The following is a 19206-nucleotide window of genomic DNA, read 5'->3' as shown; positions in this document are numbered from 1 at the left end:
ATGTCCTGCATCCCGAAAACATTCCTGCTTACCTGCGGCCTGAGCCTGGGGCTGGCCTTACCGGCTGTCTTCGCGCAAGAGGATTCTACTGTGACGGACTATGATGCGTACGAGCAGGAGGAATATGTTGCCCCCGGCGATGAAGGAGAAGCGCGCCCACTGCACTTTTCGGAGATCAGTACGCCCCTGCCCTTCCGGGAGCGGGCCATCGATGCGGCACAATGGCAAAAACTCTCGGCCGACGATGTATTCCGGTATACCGACGATCAACCGGAAGTAAAACCGGCGCAGCAGGAGGAGGACTCCTGGTTCATACGCATGTTGGGCTCCATCTTCGAATTTTTCAGGTCGGCAGCCGGCAAGGCCCTGATCTGGATCGTGATAGCCGCATTTTTACTGTTCCTCGTATTCCGTATTTTCAAACTGAACGGCAATGTACTTTTTGCCCGGAAAGACAAGAAACTGCAACAGCATCAGGATGAAACAGCCGATGACTATGTACCCGAAAACTGGGAACAAAGCATCGCGGAAGCTGCACAGGCCGGCAATTACAGGCTGGCAGTACGCCATGGCTACCGCTACCTGCTGCACCTGATGCATGAACAGGGTAAGATCCGTTTCGAAACCGCAAAAACCAATTATCAATACGCTTACGAATTGTCCGGTAGCCGCTGGCACCAGCCCTTTATGCAGCTGACCCGGCAGTACGAGTATGCCTGGTACGGCGGCTTCGATATCGGGCAGGAACAGTACGAAACCTATTACCGCCTGTTGACCGAAACCCGGCGGAGCCTGTAAGGCCTAAAGCGCAGTACCCTATTTTTTGACCAACAGACACGACAACCCTTGTTCAGAAAGAGCATCATGATAATCCTGGGCATTTTTGCATTATGGCTGCATAGCGGCTGTATGAAACGTGCCCGGCCCAAAACAGACTGGCGTGTAAACATGAGCCGGGATAATAAAAATCCCTACGGCTTATACCTTACCTACAAAAGCCTGGCACAGCTCTTCCCGGGCGTGAAGCGGGAGGCCTTAAAGACCGACTACCGGCTGACCAACCTGGGCTACCGGATGCGCAAGGATCAGCAGCCCTCCCTGCTGGTGATGATCGGCGATAACCTGAATTTTTATGAAGGCGAAATAGACTCGATCCTCGCTTATGTAGCATCGGGACACCAGGTACTGCTGTCAGCCGGCGCTTTCGATCCGCGCCTGCTGGCCAGGTTACAGGTAAAGCACAGCTACGGCCAAGAGACGCCGGGTAGTACAACCGAACAGATATTTATTAAAAACAGGCAGGAGCAAGCGGTATCCTATACCGCTATACGCAAGCAATACAGCATGCAAAGCTGCTTTAAAGCCCCCTCCGGTAACCAGGACCCGCCTTATTACGACCTCGGTACCAACCAGCAAAAGAAACCGGACTATATCGTATATGCCATCGGCAAAGGCAAGCTCTTCCTGCATGCCGAGCCCTTACTATTTTCCAACTACTTCCTGTTACAGCAGCAAAACCGGAATTACCTGGGCTCCGTATTCAGTTTTATGCCTGCGCAGTTTGCCCATATTTACTGGAGCGATTTCAACACGCGCAGCACCGATCATTCCAACTGGAACGTGATCTGGAAAAACCCGGCTACCCGCTATGCCCTGCTGCTGGCTTTGCTGGCCCTGCTCGTTTACCTGGCATTCGAGATGAAACGCAGGCAGCGGATCATACCCATTATACCACCGGCAGAGAATGCATCCGTAGCCTTTGTAGAAACCATAGGAAGGCTGTATTACAACAAAAAGAACCATACCAACCTGGCCGAAAAAATGGTGCAGCACTTCCTCGATTATGTGCGCAGCAACTATTACCTCAATACCAATATCATGGACCAGGAGTTTATACGGCACCTGGCCGCCAAATCGGGCAAAAGCCAGGCCGATACCGAACACCTGGTAGGCATGATCAAAGAAGTACAGCAGGGCATCAAAGCCGACGAACAATTTTTACATTCCTTATATACCCAAATCCAATCGTTTTACAATGGACAACATGGATAAGAACATAGACAACAACGAGCAGCAGGTACCTACAGACGCATTTGCGCCCCGGGTAGTAACCCAGGCCGTACAGGACGTAACCGAACGCATACGGCAGGCGGCTGCACAGGTAATTGTTGGCCAGCATGAAATGGTGGAATTGCTCCTGGCCGCTTTACTGGCCGATGGCCACGTACTGATCGAAGGGGTGCCGGGCGTAGCCAAAACATTAATGGCAAAAACGCTGGCAAGGCTTATCGATGCAGACTTCAGCCGTATCCAGTTTACGCCCGACCTGATGCCATCTGATGTGGTAGGCACCAATGTTTTTAACCCGCAGGAAGCCCGCTTCACCTTTAAGCAGGGCCCTGTATTCAGCAATATCGTACTGATCGACGAGATCAACCGGGCGCCGGCAAAAACGCAGGCCGCCCTTTTTGAAGTGATGGAAGAAAAACAGGTAACGGTGGACGGGCAAACCTACAAAATGGATCCGCCGTTTATCGTACTGGCCACACAGAACCCGGTAGAGCACGAGGGCACCTATCGCCTGCCCGAAGCGCAGCTCGACCGTTTTATTTTTAAGATCAATGTAGACTACCCGGGTTTGGAAGAAGAAACACGCATCCTGCAACTGCACCACAGCAACCAGGGCAAACAACTGTTCGACCAGATACGCCCGGTAGTAAGCCGCCAGGAATTGCAGCATTGCCGCAACCTGGTACAACAGGTGCATGTAGAACCCAAACTGCTCGAGTTTATGGCCAAGCTCAGCATCTCTACCCGCAACGACCGTTCGCTGTACCTGGGTGCATCGCCCCGCGCATCGCTGGCCCTGCTCAATGCTTCCAAAGCGATAGCCGTATTGCGTGGCCGCGACTTTATTACCCCCGAAGATATCCTGTATGTGGCGCCGGCTGTATTGCGCCACCGTATTGCCCTAACCCCCGAACGGGAAATGGAGGGCGCTACTACCGACGATGTACTGAAGGAACTAATCGCTAAACAGGAAGTACCCCGTTAAAAATAAATGGATACAAAAAAGCTGCACCCGCGCTGGTGCAGCTTTTTTTGTGCTTATGCCCGGAGTTCGCGGGGCGAGCAACCAAAATGCTTTTTAAAGGCATTGGTAAAATTGGAAATATTGGAATACCCGACGATCTCGGCAATATCTCCTACCGACCGGTCGGTATGCAGGAGAATACGTTTCGCTTCTTCCATACGCACCTGTTGCATATAACCGAATACCGTAGTACCGAACAGTTCCCTAAAACCCTTCTTCAGCTTAAAGTCGTTGGTACCTACTTTGTGCGCCAGGGTAATGATCGAACAGGGCGCGTCCAGGTTATTGCGGATGTATTCCTTGGCTTCATGTATCAGCTCGATATCCCGTGGTTTCAACCCCGAAGCCTGCTGCCCGATATGACTCATGCATTCGGCCAGGTCGAGCTGCAGCGCAAACAACTCCATGACCTTAGCTTCGGTAAAGACCTTACGGATCGCATCGGCATAACTGAAATGTTCGATCTCGTAAATAACCGCCTGCATGGCGGCCGTTACCGGCATATACCGGTGGTAAAGCCTGGCCGGGATACCACAGCGTACCTTTTCGAGAAAAGCATCGAGGCTGCGGCTATGCCCGTACCACTGCTGCAGGAACAACGGCGACAGGTGCACATCGAATGTGCGGTAACGCTTACCACTGCCGAATTGCACATAACCTTCGCATTCCGGGTAATAGAGTACATTATGATGCAGCGCAGGCGCCAGCAGTTCGCCCTGGCCCTTCAACCCGAAGGGAATAGCCGCCTCCATATTGAATTGCATCTCGATGGAAGCGATGTCCGATTTATCGGTCCATTCCAGGTCGGTAGCCGTTTCGTATTGCCCCTGCAGGATATTGAATTTATCGAAAAGGCTTTCGCGGTACAGGACCTCCATACCCGGCAACTGGAAGCTGCTTTGCCGTGCAGCCTGTCCGGCGTCCTGTTCTGTCCATAGTCCTTTTTCGGCGGCAAGCTCCAATACATTCTGAGTCGTCAATGTAAATTTCATAATTAAGCTGTTATTCCTGAACAATACGGTTGGATCGATGCCTGCTCCCGCCAAAGCAGCGTGGTTGTAGCCCCGGCGCCAGTTTATCCCGATTTCACAAAAAGAAAATCCGGCATTCACAAGTTCACCGGCGACAGCCCGCAGCATCTTTGCAGTGCAAAAAAAAGTTTTTTGTAGCCGTAAACGGTCACCGGTATGTCACATCTGTTTAAAATCTTATGCTTACTTTTTCACCTGCTCTTCTTTTTTCATTTTGCGGCACAGGCCTGCGACTGGAAATTCCGGGTAACCGATGAGTTGGGCCAAGCGGTAAGCCAGGCACATATCCGGATCGAAACACTTCAAACCGAAGGCCTTACGTCGCAACAAGGTACCTTACTATTACCTGGCCATAAAGAGGGTAACTATGTCTTGCAGGTGTCTGCAAAACATTACCGGCGCCGGACTTTAAGCCTTCGCCTGGATTGCGCCACAGACACCACCTACACCATTATGCTGGAGCCGGAACGGCAGGAACTGGAAACCGTACAGGTCAATAGCCAGTCGGCAAACCAGGTTGCCAGGGCCAGTGCATTCAGTATGGAAGCCATCGATATGAAAGCCCAATACAGCCGTAGCAGCGATATGAACAGCCTGCTGAACCGCGCTACCGGCCTGCGGTTGCGCTCCGACGGTTACCTGGGCGCGCCTGTAAATATTAACCTTGGCGGCTTGCAGGGCAAAGCCGTACGGCTGTTCCGCGATGGCATCCCCCTGGAGATTTTCGGGCATGGTTATGACCCCTCTTTGATATCGGCCAATATGCTGGAGCGGGTAGAAATCTATAAAGGCGCTATGCCGGTTGCCCTGGGCGCCGATGCCCTGGGCGGCGGTATCAATTTTGTAAGCCGGCGGTTGTACCATTCCTCCCTCGAAGCTACCTACGAGATCGGCTCCTTCGGCACGCATAAGCTGGGCCTGAATGCCGGTTACTGCAACGATAGCAGCCGTTTCTTCGCGGGCGTCAGTATGGCCCTCAATACATCGAAAAACAATTACACCATCACAGCGCCCATGCTCGACCCTGTAACGGCACAACAGGTGCCCACCGCGGTTAAACGTTTTCATGATGCCACCCGTTCTTTCTATGCCGAAGGCTTTGCCGGTTGGCGCAGGCTGAGTTGGGCCGACGAGCTCCGGCTAACGCTTATCGGTTCGGGACTCAGCAAAGAAGTACAAAACGATGTGCAGATGAACAAAGTATACGGCCAGGCCCGCGGCAGCGATATCGGCATTACACCTATGTTGCACTGGCAGAAAGGCTTTCTCGGCAACAGGCTCAACATACGCACAACCTTTGCCTATAGCAGCTTTGCTACCCGCTTTACCGATACGGCTACCATCCGCTACAATTGGGATGGCCGCGTGATCGCCGCCAATATGCCGCCCGGCGAGATCAACAACGGTAGCCTGCAACGCCTGCAATTCCGCTTCTACACGGCACGGGTGTATGCCGCCTACCAGTTACATGCCCTGCACAGCCTGGAACTGAGCAGCACCCTTACCGCCAGAACCCGCACCGGCAGCGACCCTTACGGCGCACGCACCGCCACAGCCGGACAGCAGGATATATTGACCATACCGGCGCATTATTACAAAAGCGCCACCGGCCTGGGTTTGCGTTCGCTACTGTTGCAGGGAAAAATCGAAAACCATATCGCGCTGAAGTATTATACCATGGAAGCCCGGGGATATTCTTCCGACAATTTCGGCTTTACGAAACAGGGCAGTACGGCCACCAATAACCCGGGGCTTACCGAAGCCCTGAGCTACCGGGTAAACAGCCACTGGCTCGTAAAGGCCAGTTACGAATATGCAACGCGGCAGCCCGACGAAAGCGAGCTGTTCGGTGATGGCATTATGATACGCGACAACCTGTCGCTGCAACCGGAAAAAAGCCACAACATCAATGCAGGCGCCTGGTTCAGGAGCGGCAACGAAACGGGCGACAAGATCTCCGCCGCGGTCAACCTGTTTTACCGCAGGGTACAGGACCTGATCCTGTTACAAGCCGATATTCCCTATAACCGGTATATCAATTACGACAACGCCCGGATCAAAGGTGTCGAGCTGGAACTGCAGTATAACCCGCTGCCCTGGCTTAGCCTGGGCGGTAATGCCACCTACCAGGATATACGCCGGGTAGACATCCGCGAGCCGAGCCTGCGCTTCCTCAACGACTCGCGCGTCAACAACATTCCATTCCTGTTTGGCAACCTGAATATTGCCTTCAGCTTCAACCACCTGCTGCTGCGCAACAGCAGGCTCGAGGTATTGTATTATTGCAATTATGTGCATCGCTTCTTCCTGTTGCCCGTAAGCAGGCAGCAGGAGCCATCGCTGTTTGGCGCCATAGCGCCAGGTTATAGCAACCTGGTGATCCCCAACGACGGCCGTACGGCGCAGGTAGCACAGGATGCAGGCCTGGTGTACCATTTGCCCCAGGACAAGATCAGCGTAGCCTTCGAATGCACCAATATCGGCAACACCCGGCTCTTCGACAATTTTAAAGTACAGCGCCCAGGCCGGGCATTTCATCTGAAAGTAAAATACCTGCTTCGCTAATATGCGGTTGCAGGTGATAAGAATCTATATTTAAACACACCACAATTATGTTTCGACAAACGAAAAAAGCAGTATTGCTTACGGCAACAGCAGCTACCCTGTTCTTCCAGGCCTGTAAAAAAGACAACGGCCCGGTAACGCCGCCTGTAGAGCAGGCCAGCCACCCCTGGATCATTTATACGGGAGGAACCGTGGGCAACTGGGGCGGTTATATCTATGCCTTAAAAGATATGCCATCCGGCGCTGTAGACCTCTCCTCGCTGAGCGGGCACCAGGTCAAAAACTCCTTTGGCGGCAATACCTTTGGTACCGCCATCTTCAAACTTAACAACGACGCGGCAGAGAGCGGCATCAACCGCCTGGTTACCGATAAGGATGGCAATGTAACAAGCACCGGGTTTATCGCCACACCCAATACGCCCGAGGGCAACTATCTTGTGGTAAGCCAGAACCAGGGCTATTACTGGGACCTGGGTGCAGGCGGCATGAAGCTGCAGACCTTCGACCCGGCCGCCATGCAACGCACCGGCGAGATCGATTTCAGCTCCTTAACCCGCGGCAGCAGCTACGAAGCGGCAGGCCAGTATATGATTGCCGTGCGGGACAACAAACTGTTTGTCGATATCCAGTATGGCGTAAAGACCAGCACCGACTGGCAGGTTAAACCCGATTTCGATTCCGTATTCGTAGCCGTATACGACCTAAGCACCCGCCAGATCGAAGGCATTACCTCCTACCCCAAAGCAGCGAACATCGGGCTTTTCAGCTCGCATCCGCTCTGGAGTATCGATGCCGTAACCGGCGACCTGTATATCGCTGCCGTAAGCAATTTCAAAACACAGGACCCGCCGGCCAAGATCCTGCGTATCAAAAAGGGGATGACCCGCTTCGATGCCGGTTACGAGATCAGCATCAATGCCTTCAGGCCTAAAAGCGATTTCAACCAGTTGTTTGCGCACAATGGCAAGTTATACACCAAGATCAGCAGGGTAACCATGAGCTATTACGAAGGCGGCGAACACGGCGAAAAATACCGTGACGATATATGGGACTGGAACGAGATCGATGCCACCAGCAAAACAGCGAAAAAACTGGACATACCCGTAGACAATTTCTATGCCTACCAGAACGCCTTCTTTGCCAACGGGAAAATCTATTTCATATCCAACAACAAAGCCGATGGCTTCTCCGGCGTATACGAACTGGATCCCGTGTCCGGAGCCACCAAAGAGACCTTTCACCTGAAAAACAGCGGCCGTATTATGGGCTTCAATAAACTGGACTAAACAAACAAAAAGCAAAAGCAAACACCGGTAAACCAAACACAAATCTCACAAACAATGGAACAACACAAGCCAACACCGGTTCATGCAACAACGCTGCAATTGTTACTGAACCTTTACCTGCGCGAATACCAGGATTGGTATTACCTGGATATCGAGCCCCGTTACGATCCGGCCCTGAAAGCCTATATGGCAGCACAGCCGGAATCGCAGTTTATCAGGATCAACCTGAAACAACAGGAGTTAGTGATTTATTACCCGCTGCGTTATTACTCCTTATGCGGCATGCACGAAGCCGGCGACCGGCCTGTCCTGCAAAAAGGTATCGAGGACAGTCTCGAACCCGTAAGTCCCGGATACTGTATGCAATTGCTGCTGCAGGAAATAACCGAAAGCACTATCGACCTGGATGCCTTGCTGAATAAGCTACCGGAGCATTATCACCAATTGTCGGGCTGCGAAGCAACGGCAACAGATATACCCGGCCTTACGCCATTTACCCTGCCCGAACACCGCAGCAAGACTTTGTTACCGGCAACCAGCTTCTGCTTTGAATACAACAGTACCGATGAGGCTTTCCTGCTGAAGGACATCATTGCCCAATACGGCCAGGCTACCGGTCTCGACCCGGCTACTGCAGCTAATAGCTGGATACGCCGCTACTTCGAGATTACCCTGAATGCCGTGCTGCAATTGCGTTACCACCACAATATCCTGCCGGTTGCCCACTACCGCAATACCTACCTGCAAATAGACGACAACGGTTTTCCGGAGCAGGTGTATTTCGAAAAACACAGCCTGGCCAGGACCAGCCCCGCCCAATCCACACCACGCCGGCAAAAAGAAAACGAAGAACGCTTATTGCAATACGCCTTCAGCCTCAACCTGTACTGCCTGATCCGGAATGCAGGCATGTACGGGCTTCAGACCGAAACCATACTGCTCGAAACCCTGTACGATACCCTGCAGGACCTTACCGCGCTCTATCCCGAAGCAGCCTTTATTGCCACACGGAAAAGAATACCTATGCCCTGCTGTCTCGACCAACTGGTGTCGGGCATTCCGCTGCCTTACCTGAAAAAAGAGGTACAGGTACACAACCACATCATCAATATCCCTTACTATAGCAAGCAGCTGATTAAACCGGCAACCGGCGAAACCCTGCACCGGCGCTACTTTGAGGGCGGCGAGCTGGAACTGTCGTTACGGGCCTTCGATATCGAACAGGATGTACCGTTGTTCCACGATTGGGTGAACCGCGAGTATGCTAAAAAGTTCTGGCAGATGGACGGCCCGATCAAGGGACTCGAAAGAGAGTATATCAAACACCTTGGCGTTGATTATTCCCACCCCTATGTAGGCATGCTCAATCAGACCCCATTCTGTACCATAGAACTGTACTGGACACCCAAAGATGAAGTGGGTAAATATTATCCATTCCACCCGGGGGACTACGGCTTTCATATGCTGGTAGCGCCCGCCGAACGCCGCATCCGCAACCTGTCCACGTATATCCTCGCCACGGCCATGGAGTATTTCTTTTCCTTCCCGCAGGTAAACCGCATGATCGGCGAAGCCGATGCCGACCACGAAGGCACCCACAACCTGATCACCAAAGTGGGCTGCGAATTCGAACGCTCGCTGGAGCTGCCTTACAAAACCTCGAACCTTACTTTCTGCACGCGGCAACAATTCCACAAAGCCACGCAGGACATCTTCCGCAATTCCATCACATCGCTCAACATCGTTAATTACTAAACTTATGCAAGCTACTATCTATGATGTCGCGGGAATAGGCATTGGCCCGTTCAACCTCGGTTTTGCCGCGCTGGCAGAATCTCTGCCCCTCAAGAGTATTTACTTCGAACAACGCCCCGCCTTTAACTGGCATCCCGGCATGATGATCGAGAACACCACGTTACAGGTACCTTTTATCGCCGACCTGGTATCGGCAGTGGACATCCGCAATAAATTCAGCTTCCTCAATTACCTGCAGCAACATGCCCGCCTGTACCAGTTCTGCATCAAAGAGTCGTTCCATATTACCCGCAAAGAGTATAACGACTATTGCAACTGGGTGATCGGGCAATTGCCCGACTGCCATTTCAGTCATCGTGCGGAGACCGTAAGTTATAACGCCGCCGGTGGTTATTACGAGATCACCGTACACGATATGATACAGCGGCAGATCAAGACTTATGCGGCAAAAAAATTACTGGTAGGTGTGGGCACAAGCCCTGCGCTGCCTGCATTTGCGCAGCAGTGCACTAAAGAGTGCGTATTCCATTCATCCGAATACCTGCGTCGTAAAAAGTACATTCCCGATCATACGACGGTAACCATCGTGGGCTCGGGACAAAGCGCCGCAGAAGTATTCTACGACCTGCTGCAACTGATCGACACGAAGCATCTGAAGCTCAACTGGATCACGGATGCTGAGCGCTTTTACCCGATGGAAAACTCCAAGCTTACCTTTGAACTTACCTCGCCCGATTACCTGCATCACTTCTACGGTCTGCCCGCGCATAAAAAAGAGGAAGTGCTCGACCGCCAGTATATGTTGTATAAAGGCATTAACCAGGAACTGATCGATGCCATATACGACACGCTGTACCTGAAACAGATCCATGATGGCAGAGCGCCCGCAGTAAACATCCAAGCCAACTGCCATGTATCCCGGATAACCGGCAGTAAGAAAGAAGGCTTCGAGCTTGCGCTGTATCATAACGAGCTGGAACAGCCGTTTGAGTTGCACAGCAATATCGTGATCCTCTGCACCGGTTATAAATACGAAGTACCCGGCTTCCTGGACGAGATCGGTAACCGGATCTGTAAAGATGAACAAGGCAGGCTGGCGGCCGCGAAGAATTTTGCAGTAGACCGTAACGGCAACGAAGTCTTTATCTCCAATGGCGCGATCTACAGCCATGGCTTTCTGACGCCCGACCTGGGTATGGGGCCCTACCGCAATGCAACCATACTGAACAGTATACTGGGTACAACACATTACCGGCTGGACAAACGCATCGCCTTCCAGGAATTTGGCATACCGGGTCTTAAACAACAAACCGTTTACGAACATGCAGTATCCTGAAACCTGCAACCCGCCTGCACGACGGCTGCCCGTGCTCGATATCATGCGGGCATGGGCCATCTTCCTGATGCTGATCATGCATGTATTCCCGACCTATGCCAGGCCGGGATACAGCGCTTATAAAGGGTACATCACTTTTTTTTATGGTATAGAAGGCATGGCCGCGCCGGCTTTTATGTTTGCCATGGGCGCCTCGGTGGTCCTGTCGCGGCCCAGGAGCCTGGCCGCTTCCTGCAGCAAGGCTTTGAGCCTGTTCCTGCAAGGCTACCTGCTTAACCTGCTCAAGTTTGCGCCACCCGTATTGTTGTTCCATTCCTTTCCCGTATCGTTATTCGCTGCTATAGGCCGGCAGCCCGGGATGGAAGGCCTGGCGGGCTTCCTGCTTATCGGCGATATCCTGCAGTTTGCCGGCATCGCTTACCTGGTAGTCCAATTGATACGCCGGTTAGGACCGGCTTACCGGATCGTATGCCTGTTGCTGGCTTGCACCGTTTTGGTTGTCGCACCCTGGCTCTATACCATTAACGGGCATACCTATATCGCAGCCTTGTTTTACGGCAGCAATCCCCTGGCCTTCTTCCCTGTATTGCCCTGGCTGCTGTTTCCCTTACTGGGCCTGGCCCTGGGCGAAACAATCAGAGGCGGCAACAGTGGTATAAAACGATGCGGCGTGTACGGACTTGCCGCTACGGCAGCAGGTCTGCTGCTGATCTGTTATAACCCGGTAAACCAATGGGGACTTGATTATTACCGGCGTGGCAGTGGCGGCTTATTGCTCTACAGCGGTTTGGTGCTTTGCAGTATGCTTGCCTGGAATTGGCTATGGGCGTACTTCCCCTTAGGATTACGCCGCCTGATCCGCTTTTGCTCCAGCCGGGTAACCCTGATCTATGGCATACAATGGGTATTGATCTACTGGGCTACTGCATGGGTGGGTTATCAGCAGCTTAGTCTTTATGGCTGTATCCTTGCCCTGGTCCTGGTGGCTGTGCTTACTTTAAGTCTTACCTGGCTGCATACCCGCTCCCTGGGCCTGCTCAAAAAACGCCGGAGCCCTCTTTTCTTTTTGAAATCTTAAACCGACACATATGCATACAGACGACCTTTCTTTAAAACCATGTATACTTTCCCTGAGCCGGGGCCCGATGTCCCTGCCCACCTATCTTGAAGCGCTGAATAACTGGTCGGCCTTCCTGGACTGGCAGGAGCCGGTGGTATGGCTTCGCGTATTTGACCATGCCGCACTGCATGCCGGCAGTGACCGCGAAGCCACGCTTGCCGGCAAAGCATGGATGGCCCGTTATAAAGATGCGATAAGCCGGTATGTGCAGGGTATTATTTTCCTGGTGCCCGAAGTTGACTACCCCAAGCTCAGCAAAATGAATATGCAGAAAGCTTTTGGCGCTAAAGGCCTGGTATGCGCCGATATTGAAGACGCCTTTACCTGGATCAATGAAAATACGCCGGAACCCGGGCCGTTCCTGGAACAGGCCGATGCGATCGTGGCGCGGGTACGCAGCGCCGGTTTCCCCAGCCGGCAACCGGTATAACAACCCGCAAAAGAAAAGGCTGCCCCGATGCGGGCAGCCTTTTCAGCTTTATAAGCAGCTTAAAAAAATTAAGCCAGTGTAATGTTATTATCGAGGTAAACATCCTGGATGGTGTTCAGCAGTTGTACACCTTCAGCCATTGGCTTCTGGAAGGCTTTACGGCCGCTGATCAGGCCCATACCACCCGCACGCTTGTTGATTACTGCAGTAGTAACCGCTTCAGCCAGGTCAGATGCACCTTTAGACTCACCACCGGAGTTGATCAGGCCGGCGCGACCCATATAGCAATTCGCTACCTGGTAGCGGGTCAGGTCTATCGGGTGATCGGTAGTCAGTTTACCGTAAACATCTTTATGGGTTTTACCGAAGTTTATGGCGTTGTAACCACCATTGTTGGTCGGTAATTTTTGTTTGATGATATCGGCCTGGATGGTTACGCCCAGGTGGTTGGCCTGTGCGGTAAGGTCGGCGGCAGTGTGATAATCCACGCCGTCTTTCTTGAAGTTATTGTTACGCAGGTAGCACCACAGTACGGTAGCCATACCCAGTTCGTGTGCGTATTCGAAAGCTTTAGCCACTTCGATGATCTGGTGGTGGCTTTCTTCAGAACCGAAATAAATAGTAGCACCTACCGCTGTTGCGCCCATATTCCATGCATCGCGGATAGAACCGAACATGATCTGGTCGAAGCGGTTAGGATAAGAGATAAATTCGTTGTGGTTGATCTTAACGATGAACGGGATCTTGTGCGCATATTTGCGGGCTACAGCGCCTAAAACGCCATAGGTAGAAGCAACGGCGTTACAACCGCCTTCCATAGCCAGTTTCACGATATTTTCAGGATCGAAATAGATCGGGTTAGGTGCGAAAGAGGCACCTGCACTGTGTTCGATACCCTGATCAACAGGGAGGATGGATACATAACCGGTATCAGCCAGGCGGCCGTGACCCAGGATCGTTTGAATGCTGCGCAGCGTTTGAATGTTGCGATTGGAGCCAGCCCATACTTCGTCCACGTGGTTGGGAGAAGGAGCATGAATAGAGGAAGCTTCGATAGTTTTGCACTGGTGAGTAAGCAGTGACTCAGCATCTGAACCTAACAGTTCTACAATTTTGTTATGCGCCATGTTGTAAAAGAGATAAGCAATTTTTAGATTTAATAATTCGGGTGCGAAGGTACGGTATAAAGCCATCAATTCCTATGTGCCTCCAGGAATAAAATACGGGGAAAATTATTTTATTTTTCCGGATTTTGATTTACCTTTGCCCACCTTTTAAGGAATCACGCCAGTGATTGCTCCTATAGCTCAGCTGGTTAGAGCACCTGACTCATAATCAGGGGGTCCTTGGTTCAAGCCCGAGTGGGAGCACATAATAATCAATGGTTTCAGTCAATATAGATTGAAACCATTTTTCATTTGCACAGTATTTGCACAGATAACAAAACCATAGTGGTAGCTTTGTAGCAAGTTTATTATTATGCAGTTATTTAATGCTACGATTTCTTACCTTCATTTTTGGAAGCGTAAAATAAATTATAGACCTTAGAATAAAGATATTACAAATAGAATATGGCTAAGTTTATTAAGGATATCATCGACGAAATAATTGATCAATACATGTTTGCTGATGACTCAAAACGTCCTTGGATAATTGGATTTAGTGGAGGAAAAGATTCGACAGTTATGTTACAATTGGTATGGGAAGCATTAAAACAAGTTAAGGAGTTTCACGGTTTCGTTGGACGGGATGTATATGTTGTAAGTAATGACACAATGGTTGAAAATCCTGTTATTACCGAATATGTTCACCGTGTATTAGCAAAAATTGAATCTGCAGCGGTAGAACAGGATATTCCACTACAGGTACGCAAAACGATTCCTCGTCTCGAGGATTCGTTTTGGGTAAATTTAATTGGCAAAGGTTATCCTGCGCCTAATAATGCGTTTCGATGGTGCACTGAAAGACTTAAAATAAAACCGACATCTCGATTTATTTTAGATCAATTAGACGAATTTGGAGAAGCCATTATTTTGATTGGAGCACGTTCTAGTGAAAGCTCCAGTCGGGCAAAATCTATCAAAAAACACTCGATTAAGGGAAAAAGGCTAAGCAAACATCCAACAGAGGCAAACACCTTTGTTTATGCGCCCATACGCCACTTAGTTCTGGAAGAGATTTGGTATGTCATTAATACAATGCCATCTCCATGGGGAGCTAGCAACGAAGAACTATTCAAAATATATTCTGACGCTAGCGCAGATGATTACGAATGCCCTACTGTAGTAACTAATAAAGAACACAAATCGTGCGGACAAAGTCGTTTTGGCTGTTGGGTTTGTACTGTAGTTAAAGAAGATAAGTCAATGTCTGCTTTAATCGAAAATGGATTAACCTGGTTGAGTCCCTTGCTAAAATTGCGCAATGAGATAGCTGAAGAAAGGAATAACCTATCTAATAGAATGCCTACTAGAAGAAACGGAATGATTGCAGTCAATGGAATGGGGACATACTACCCGTGGTATAGAGCTTCCGTACTAGAACGTCTTTTAGCGGCTCAAAAAGAAATTCAACAGAAATATTCTAAGGAGCACGTCGAATTGATAACAAACCAAGAGCTAATCGCTATTCAAACTATTTGGTATAGGGATTTTGTTTTCGACCAAAAAGTCTCAGAAATTTATCATAAAACTTATAAAACAAATTGGGCTATGAGAAATCATACCGAAAAGCGAGAAAAAGAACTTGAGCTCCTTAAAGATTGTTGTAAAGACAATCAAAATGACTTTGAGCTTATTCAAGAGCTTTTAACTCTTCAGAAAAATAAGTCTTTGCTAAACCGAAAAAGAGGTCTTAAAGAAGATATCGAAACTAGAATAGAAGAATACTTAAAAAGAGAAAGGAATGTTCATTAAAGAAATCGAACTAAACAATTTCCGCATTTATAAGGGTATTAATAAAATAAACCTACTCCCCGAAAAGGACAAAAATATAGTCGTAGTCAGCGGGAAGAACGGATTTGGTAAAACGACCTTTTTAATGTCATTAGTTTGGTGTCTATATGGTCGGCAAATGGAAAAGGTAGATGAGCTATATCAAAAAGAAATCGCTGATAAGGGTGGATATGGCAAATATATAGGTAATAGTTTAAACAGACTGGCTAAAGCAGAAGGGGAAAATAGCTTTTCTGTATCAGTTGTATTCAAAGACGTCAAAATCCCTGAGATTACATGCAAAGAAATAAAAATCACACGGAGTTACGATATTGTAACGAGCGGCAATGATAAGGTTGAGGTTTTAATTGACGGCTTTCCCAACGAGTTAATTCAGGATTTGACAACCGACGGGAAACAAGATGGCGAAGAAATTTTCATTAGAGACTTTATTTTACCTATCGAAATCGCCAAATTTTTCTTTTTCGACGCTGAAAAAATTGTTTCGCTTGCTGAAATAAATTCACCCGAGCAAAGACGTCTACTTAGTAAGGCTTACACAGAAGTATTAGGTATTAAGAAGTACGAGGATTTAAAAGACCACTTAGAAAGTATACAAGACGAGTATCGAAAAAAATCAGCAAAACCACAAGAAAGAGCTGAACTTAATCACATTATCGCAGATATTGAGGATAGGATAATTGATATCGATCACATAGAGGTGCTAACTCAGCAATTAAATCAAGAAAAGATAGAAAAGCAAAGCCGTTCCAACGAAATACAAATGAAATTAATTCAAGAGGGCAATATGATAACCTTGGAACAGCTTAATGAATTAAAGAATGAAGAGAACAACCTTTCTGAAAGGATGATATCGCTCCAAAATGATTTAAGAGAGCTGTTTGATTTAATTCCGTTTGGTCTAGCTGGAGAACTTCTAGCTGAAACATCTTTGCAAATCGAAAATGAAAAAAGTTCTAAAGAAGGTCAATATAGACAGGAAGATATAGAAGGAAAGATAGAGAAAATACTTGATGACCTAGAAAGTGAAAAGCTGAAGTATGGTAGTGTTATACCAAATAAAGTACAAAGTTTTTACCAAGAAAACATAAAATTATTAATTAAAAAATACTTCTTTTCAGATGTGCTGGATGCCTCGCCTACACTTGAGGTATTACATGATTTTTCGGCATCTGAGGCTAACGAGTTTAATTCTGTGATCAATAATTTAAGGCATTCTTTCAAAGACACCTATAGACGTATTAATGATGAATATTTGCGAAATAAAAGTGGCATTGATTCCGTGCGGCGGAAAATACGCGCGGCAGAAAAAGATGCGGAGGATGAGTACATCTCTAGTTTAAGAAATGAAAAAGAGCAGCTAGACAAAAGGGTGTTCCTTATAGACAAGGACATTTACGATTTTGGCGAAAAGACAGGCGGCTTAAAAAATGAAATAAAAAGCTTAAGGCAAAGGCAAGAAGAACTTCGAAAAAAAATCGACGACTCAAGATTGTATTCTGAAAAAGATAAAAAAGCTCAAGAGCTAATTTTTAAATTAAAAGAATTTATCAAGGAATTTAAAATCACTACAAAAAAGAAACTCGAAGATAATATTCTTCAAGAATTAAAAGTTCTTATGCATAAGAAAGGGTTTATTAAAAGGGTTTCAGTTGATATTAATCAAACTGGTGATGATGTCGATATAAATCTTTTTAATTTAAGAAAAGAGAAGATAGACAAAGGCTCATTATCAATGGGAGAACGTCAAATGTATGCTTCGGCGTTATTGAAAGCTCTTGTAGAAGAGTCTGAAATTGAATTTCCTGTTTTTATAGATTCTCCTATGCAAAAATTTGATAAAGATCACGCTGAAAATGTGATCAAAGAATTTTATCCTAAAGTTTCAAAGCAAGTCGTTCTTTTTCCTTTAATCCACAAAGAACTGACTGCAACCGAATTTAATCTCCTCAAACCGAAGGTAAGCAAAGCATATATTATTCAAAACATTAGCACCGAAGCCTCAAACTTTGTGGAAGTATCACCAGAACAGCTAATAAATACCTACGACAATTTGTATGCAGATTAATATACGTACTTCAGAGGCTAATCAAGAAGTGATTCGAAAACTCACTTCGAAATTGCCGTCTGGAACTAAAGAAAATGTTGTTGCAAGAATTGCCCTAAGTTATTCTTTGCAGAGCAATAGAAAATTTTCAACCTCAGAATTTAATATCTACGATTCGAAGGGGAAAGAATATAAAGATCATATTTTGTTCGATTCAAAATATAGAGATTTTTACATAGCGTTGGTTTGTCAAAGTTATCACGTTTATAAAACCAACGAAAACATTCCCAAGTATATCAAGTTACATATTGATCATGGCTTGGAATTGATGAGTAGCTTATTTGACTCTAATAGCAACTATACATTTTTTGACTTTTTGATCGAGCATTTAGATAAAGGAATTTCTATGCTTGATAACACTCAGGTTAATTTGAACGCAGTTAAAAATAATAGTCAAAATATTGAAAAATCGCATTTCGACGGACTTCTAAAGTTGGAAGTTGGGAGTAATAATATCAATTCTGAACAAATCATTCTCAACTTTAACGACACAAATTTATACAGTAATAATCATATTGCCGTAGCAGGCAGCTCAGGCACGGGAAAAACGCAGTTTGCCCTATCTCTTTTAAAAGATATTACAGAAAGATCCAATCACTTAGTCAATTTCATATACTTAGATTTTAAAGGTCTTAAAAATGAAGACATCTCTCTGTTAAAACCATTTTTTGATGCTACTAAAGCAAAGTTTATTGACATCCCATCTAAACCTTTTCCTGTTAATCCACTTGCCTTTATTGATAGCATTAACACTGTAAATCGGCAAATGGGAATCGATAAGTTTGTAGATATAATCTGTAAGTATTCAAATATTGGAATTAAGCAAAGAGGTAAATTAAGAGAGGCCGTATACGAAACGTTTATTTCTAAAAGACCTGGAGAATACCCAACATTATCTGAAATAAATGAAAAGCTTTTAGAAATTGTAGATGACAAACAGGATTCATTAACTGAAATACTTGATGAATTATCTAGGTATGATATTTTTAAGCAAGATAAAAAGTCAAAGAACTTCTTAAACGAAAATATCTATTTATCTTTATCCGGTAATTTATCCAATTCAGTGAGATTTACATCTCTATTCTTGATAATAAACTACATATATAACGTATTCATGAACATGGATAATACTGAGGCAGCCAATGGCTATAGGGCAATGCGATATGTATTATTAATTGATGAAGCACACGTGATTTTTAAAGAGAAAAAATATCAAGACATTTTAGAAAAAATGCTTCGCGAAATTAGATCTAAGGGAGTTTCGGTAATCCTGCTATCACAGGGAATTGAAGAATTCAATCAACCAAATTTTGATTTTTCAAGTATGTGCGAAATTTCGTTTTTACTAAATATAAAAGACAAGACTAATACAAAAGCCATCAACAAATTTTTGGGTTTAAGCGAAGGTAACAGTGCAAAAGTTTGTAGAAGTTTGGAGAGAATGAAAAAAGGAGAAACCGTTTCTAATATCAAAGAATTACCAAAGGGAGAAATGTTTACCATTAAACAATATCACAATAATTAAACC

At 47.1% G+C, this 19206-nt stretch carries 14 protein-coding genes and 1 tRNA gene; 13 read left to right on the top strand and 2 right to left on the bottom strand.

Annotated features, from left to right (window positions below; genetic code table 11):
* From B0I18_RS11565 to B0I18_RS11555, 3 genes are all read left to right on the top strand, one after another.
* On the top strand, positions 1-798 hold the full coding sequence (locus B0I18_RS11565) for a DUF4129 domain-containing protein (RefSeq protein ID WP_106522867.1): 798 nt from the start codon (positions 1-3) through the stop codon (positions 796-798).
* A gap of 111 nt (positions 799-909) precedes the next feature.
* On the top strand, positions 910-2052 hold the full coding sequence (locus tag B0I18_RS11560; protein WP_146146727.1) for a DUF4350 domain-containing protein: 1143 nt from the start codon (positions 910-912) through the stop codon (positions 2050-2052).
* Complete coding sequence (locus B0I18_RS11555; protein ID WP_106522865.1) at positions 2045-3055, top strand: AAA family ATPase; 1011 nt, start codon at positions 2045-2047, stop codon at positions 3053-3055. The genes B0I18_RS11560 and B0I18_RS11555 overlap by 8 nt, the downstream gene beginning before the upstream one ends.
* Before the next feature lie 53 nt (positions 3056-3108).
* On the opposite strand, the gene B0I18_RS11550 is transcribed toward B0I18_RS11555, so the two are convergent.
* Positions 3109-4086, bottom strand: coding sequence for a helix-turn-helix transcriptional regulator (locus B0I18_RS11550; RefSeq protein WP_181358433.1), 978 nt, complete (start codon positions 4084-4086; stop codon positions 3109-3111).
* A 195-nt stretch (positions 4087-4281) separates the two neighbouring features.
* Between B0I18_RS11550 and B0I18_RS11545 the strand changes: the two genes are divergently transcribed.
* From B0I18_RS11545 to B0I18_RS11520, 6 genes are read left to right on the top strand one after another with little or no spacing between them, the layout of a single operon-like run.
* Complete coding sequence (locus B0I18_RS11545) at positions 4282-6690, top strand: TonB-dependent receptor domain-containing protein (protein ID WP_106522863.1); 2409 nt, start codon at positions 4282-4284, stop codon at positions 6688-6690.
* A 47-nt stretch (positions 6691-6737) separates the two neighbouring features.
* Positions 6738-7976: a hypothetical protein gene (locus B0I18_RS11540; RefSeq protein WP_106522862.1), complete on the top strand. Its 1239-nt coding sequence runs from the start codon at positions 6738-6740 to the stop codon at positions 7974-7976.
* A gap of 54 nt (positions 7977-8030) precedes the next feature.
* A complete protein-coding gene (locus B0I18_RS11535) occupies positions 8031-9731 on the top strand; it encodes a GNAT family N-acetyltransferase (RefSeq protein WP_106522861.1) in 1701 nt (566 codons plus the stop codon).
* A 4-nt stretch (positions 9732-9735) separates the two neighbouring features.
* Positions 9736-11067, top strand: coding sequence for a lysine N(6)-hydroxylase/L-ornithine N(5)-oxygenase family protein (locus tag B0I18_RS11530; RefSeq protein ID WP_106522860.1), 1332 nt, complete (start codon positions 9736-9738; stop codon positions 11065-11067).
* Positions 11054-12145, top strand: a complete 1092-nt coding sequence (locus B0I18_RS11525; RefSeq protein ID WP_106522859.1) for a heparan-alpha-glucosaminide N-acetyltransferase domain-containing protein — start codon at positions 11054-11056, stop codon at positions 12143-12145. The genes B0I18_RS11530 and B0I18_RS11525 overlap by 14 nt, the downstream gene beginning before the upstream one ends.
* A gap of 10 nt (positions 12146-12155) precedes the next feature.
* The gene (locus B0I18_RS11520) at positions 12156-12617 is read left to right on the top strand and encodes a hypothetical protein (protein WP_146146726.1); all 462 of its coding nucleotides are present in this window, start codon (positions 12156-12158) and stop codon (positions 12615-12617) included.
* Between the two features lie 68 nt (positions 12618-12685).
* Here B0I18_RS11520 and B0I18_RS11515 read toward each other — a convergent pair whose 3' ends face one another.
* Positions 12686-13744 carry a class I fructose-bisphosphate aldolase gene (locus tag B0I18_RS11515; protein ID WP_106522857.1) on the bottom strand — a complete coding sequence of 353 codons (1059 nt, stop codon included), beginning with the start codon at positions 13742-13744 and terminating at the stop codon, positions 12686-12688.
* A 169-nt stretch (positions 13745-13913) separates the two neighbouring features.
* Between B0I18_RS11515 and B0I18_RS11510 the strand changes: the two genes are divergently transcribed.
* From B0I18_RS11510 to B0I18_RS11495, 4 genes are all read left to right on the top strand, one after another.
* Positions 13914-13987: transfer RNA gene (locus B0I18_RS11510), tRNA-Ile, on the top strand.
* 201 nt (positions 13988-14188) lie between these two features.
* A complete protein-coding gene (gene dndC, locus B0I18_RS11505; protein WP_106522856.1) occupies positions 14189-15532 on the top strand; it encodes a DNA phosphorothioation system sulfurtransferase DndC in 1344 nt (447 codons plus the stop codon).
* Entirely contained in the window at positions 15522-17639 is a 2118-nt protein-coding gene (dndD, locus tag B0I18_RS11500) for a DNA sulfur modification protein DndD (RefSeq protein WP_106522855.1), read from the top strand. Before dndC ends, dndD begins: the two co-directional genes overlap by 11 nt.
* A complete protein-coding gene (locus B0I18_RS11495) occupies positions 17629-19203 on the top strand; it encodes a DndE family protein (protein WP_106522854.1) in 1575 nt (524 codons plus the stop codon). Before dndD ends, B0I18_RS11495 begins: the two co-directional genes overlap by 11 nt.
* The last annotated feature ends 3 nt before the right edge of the window (positions 19204-19206 follow it).

This window comes from Taibaiella chishuiensis, from assembly GCF_003014535.1.
Taxonomy (GTDB): Bacteria; Bacteroidota; Bacteroidia; order Chitinophagales; family Chitinophagaceae; genus Taibaiella; species Taibaiella chishuiensis.
This window is presented reverse-complemented; position numbering and strand designations above follow the sequence as displayed.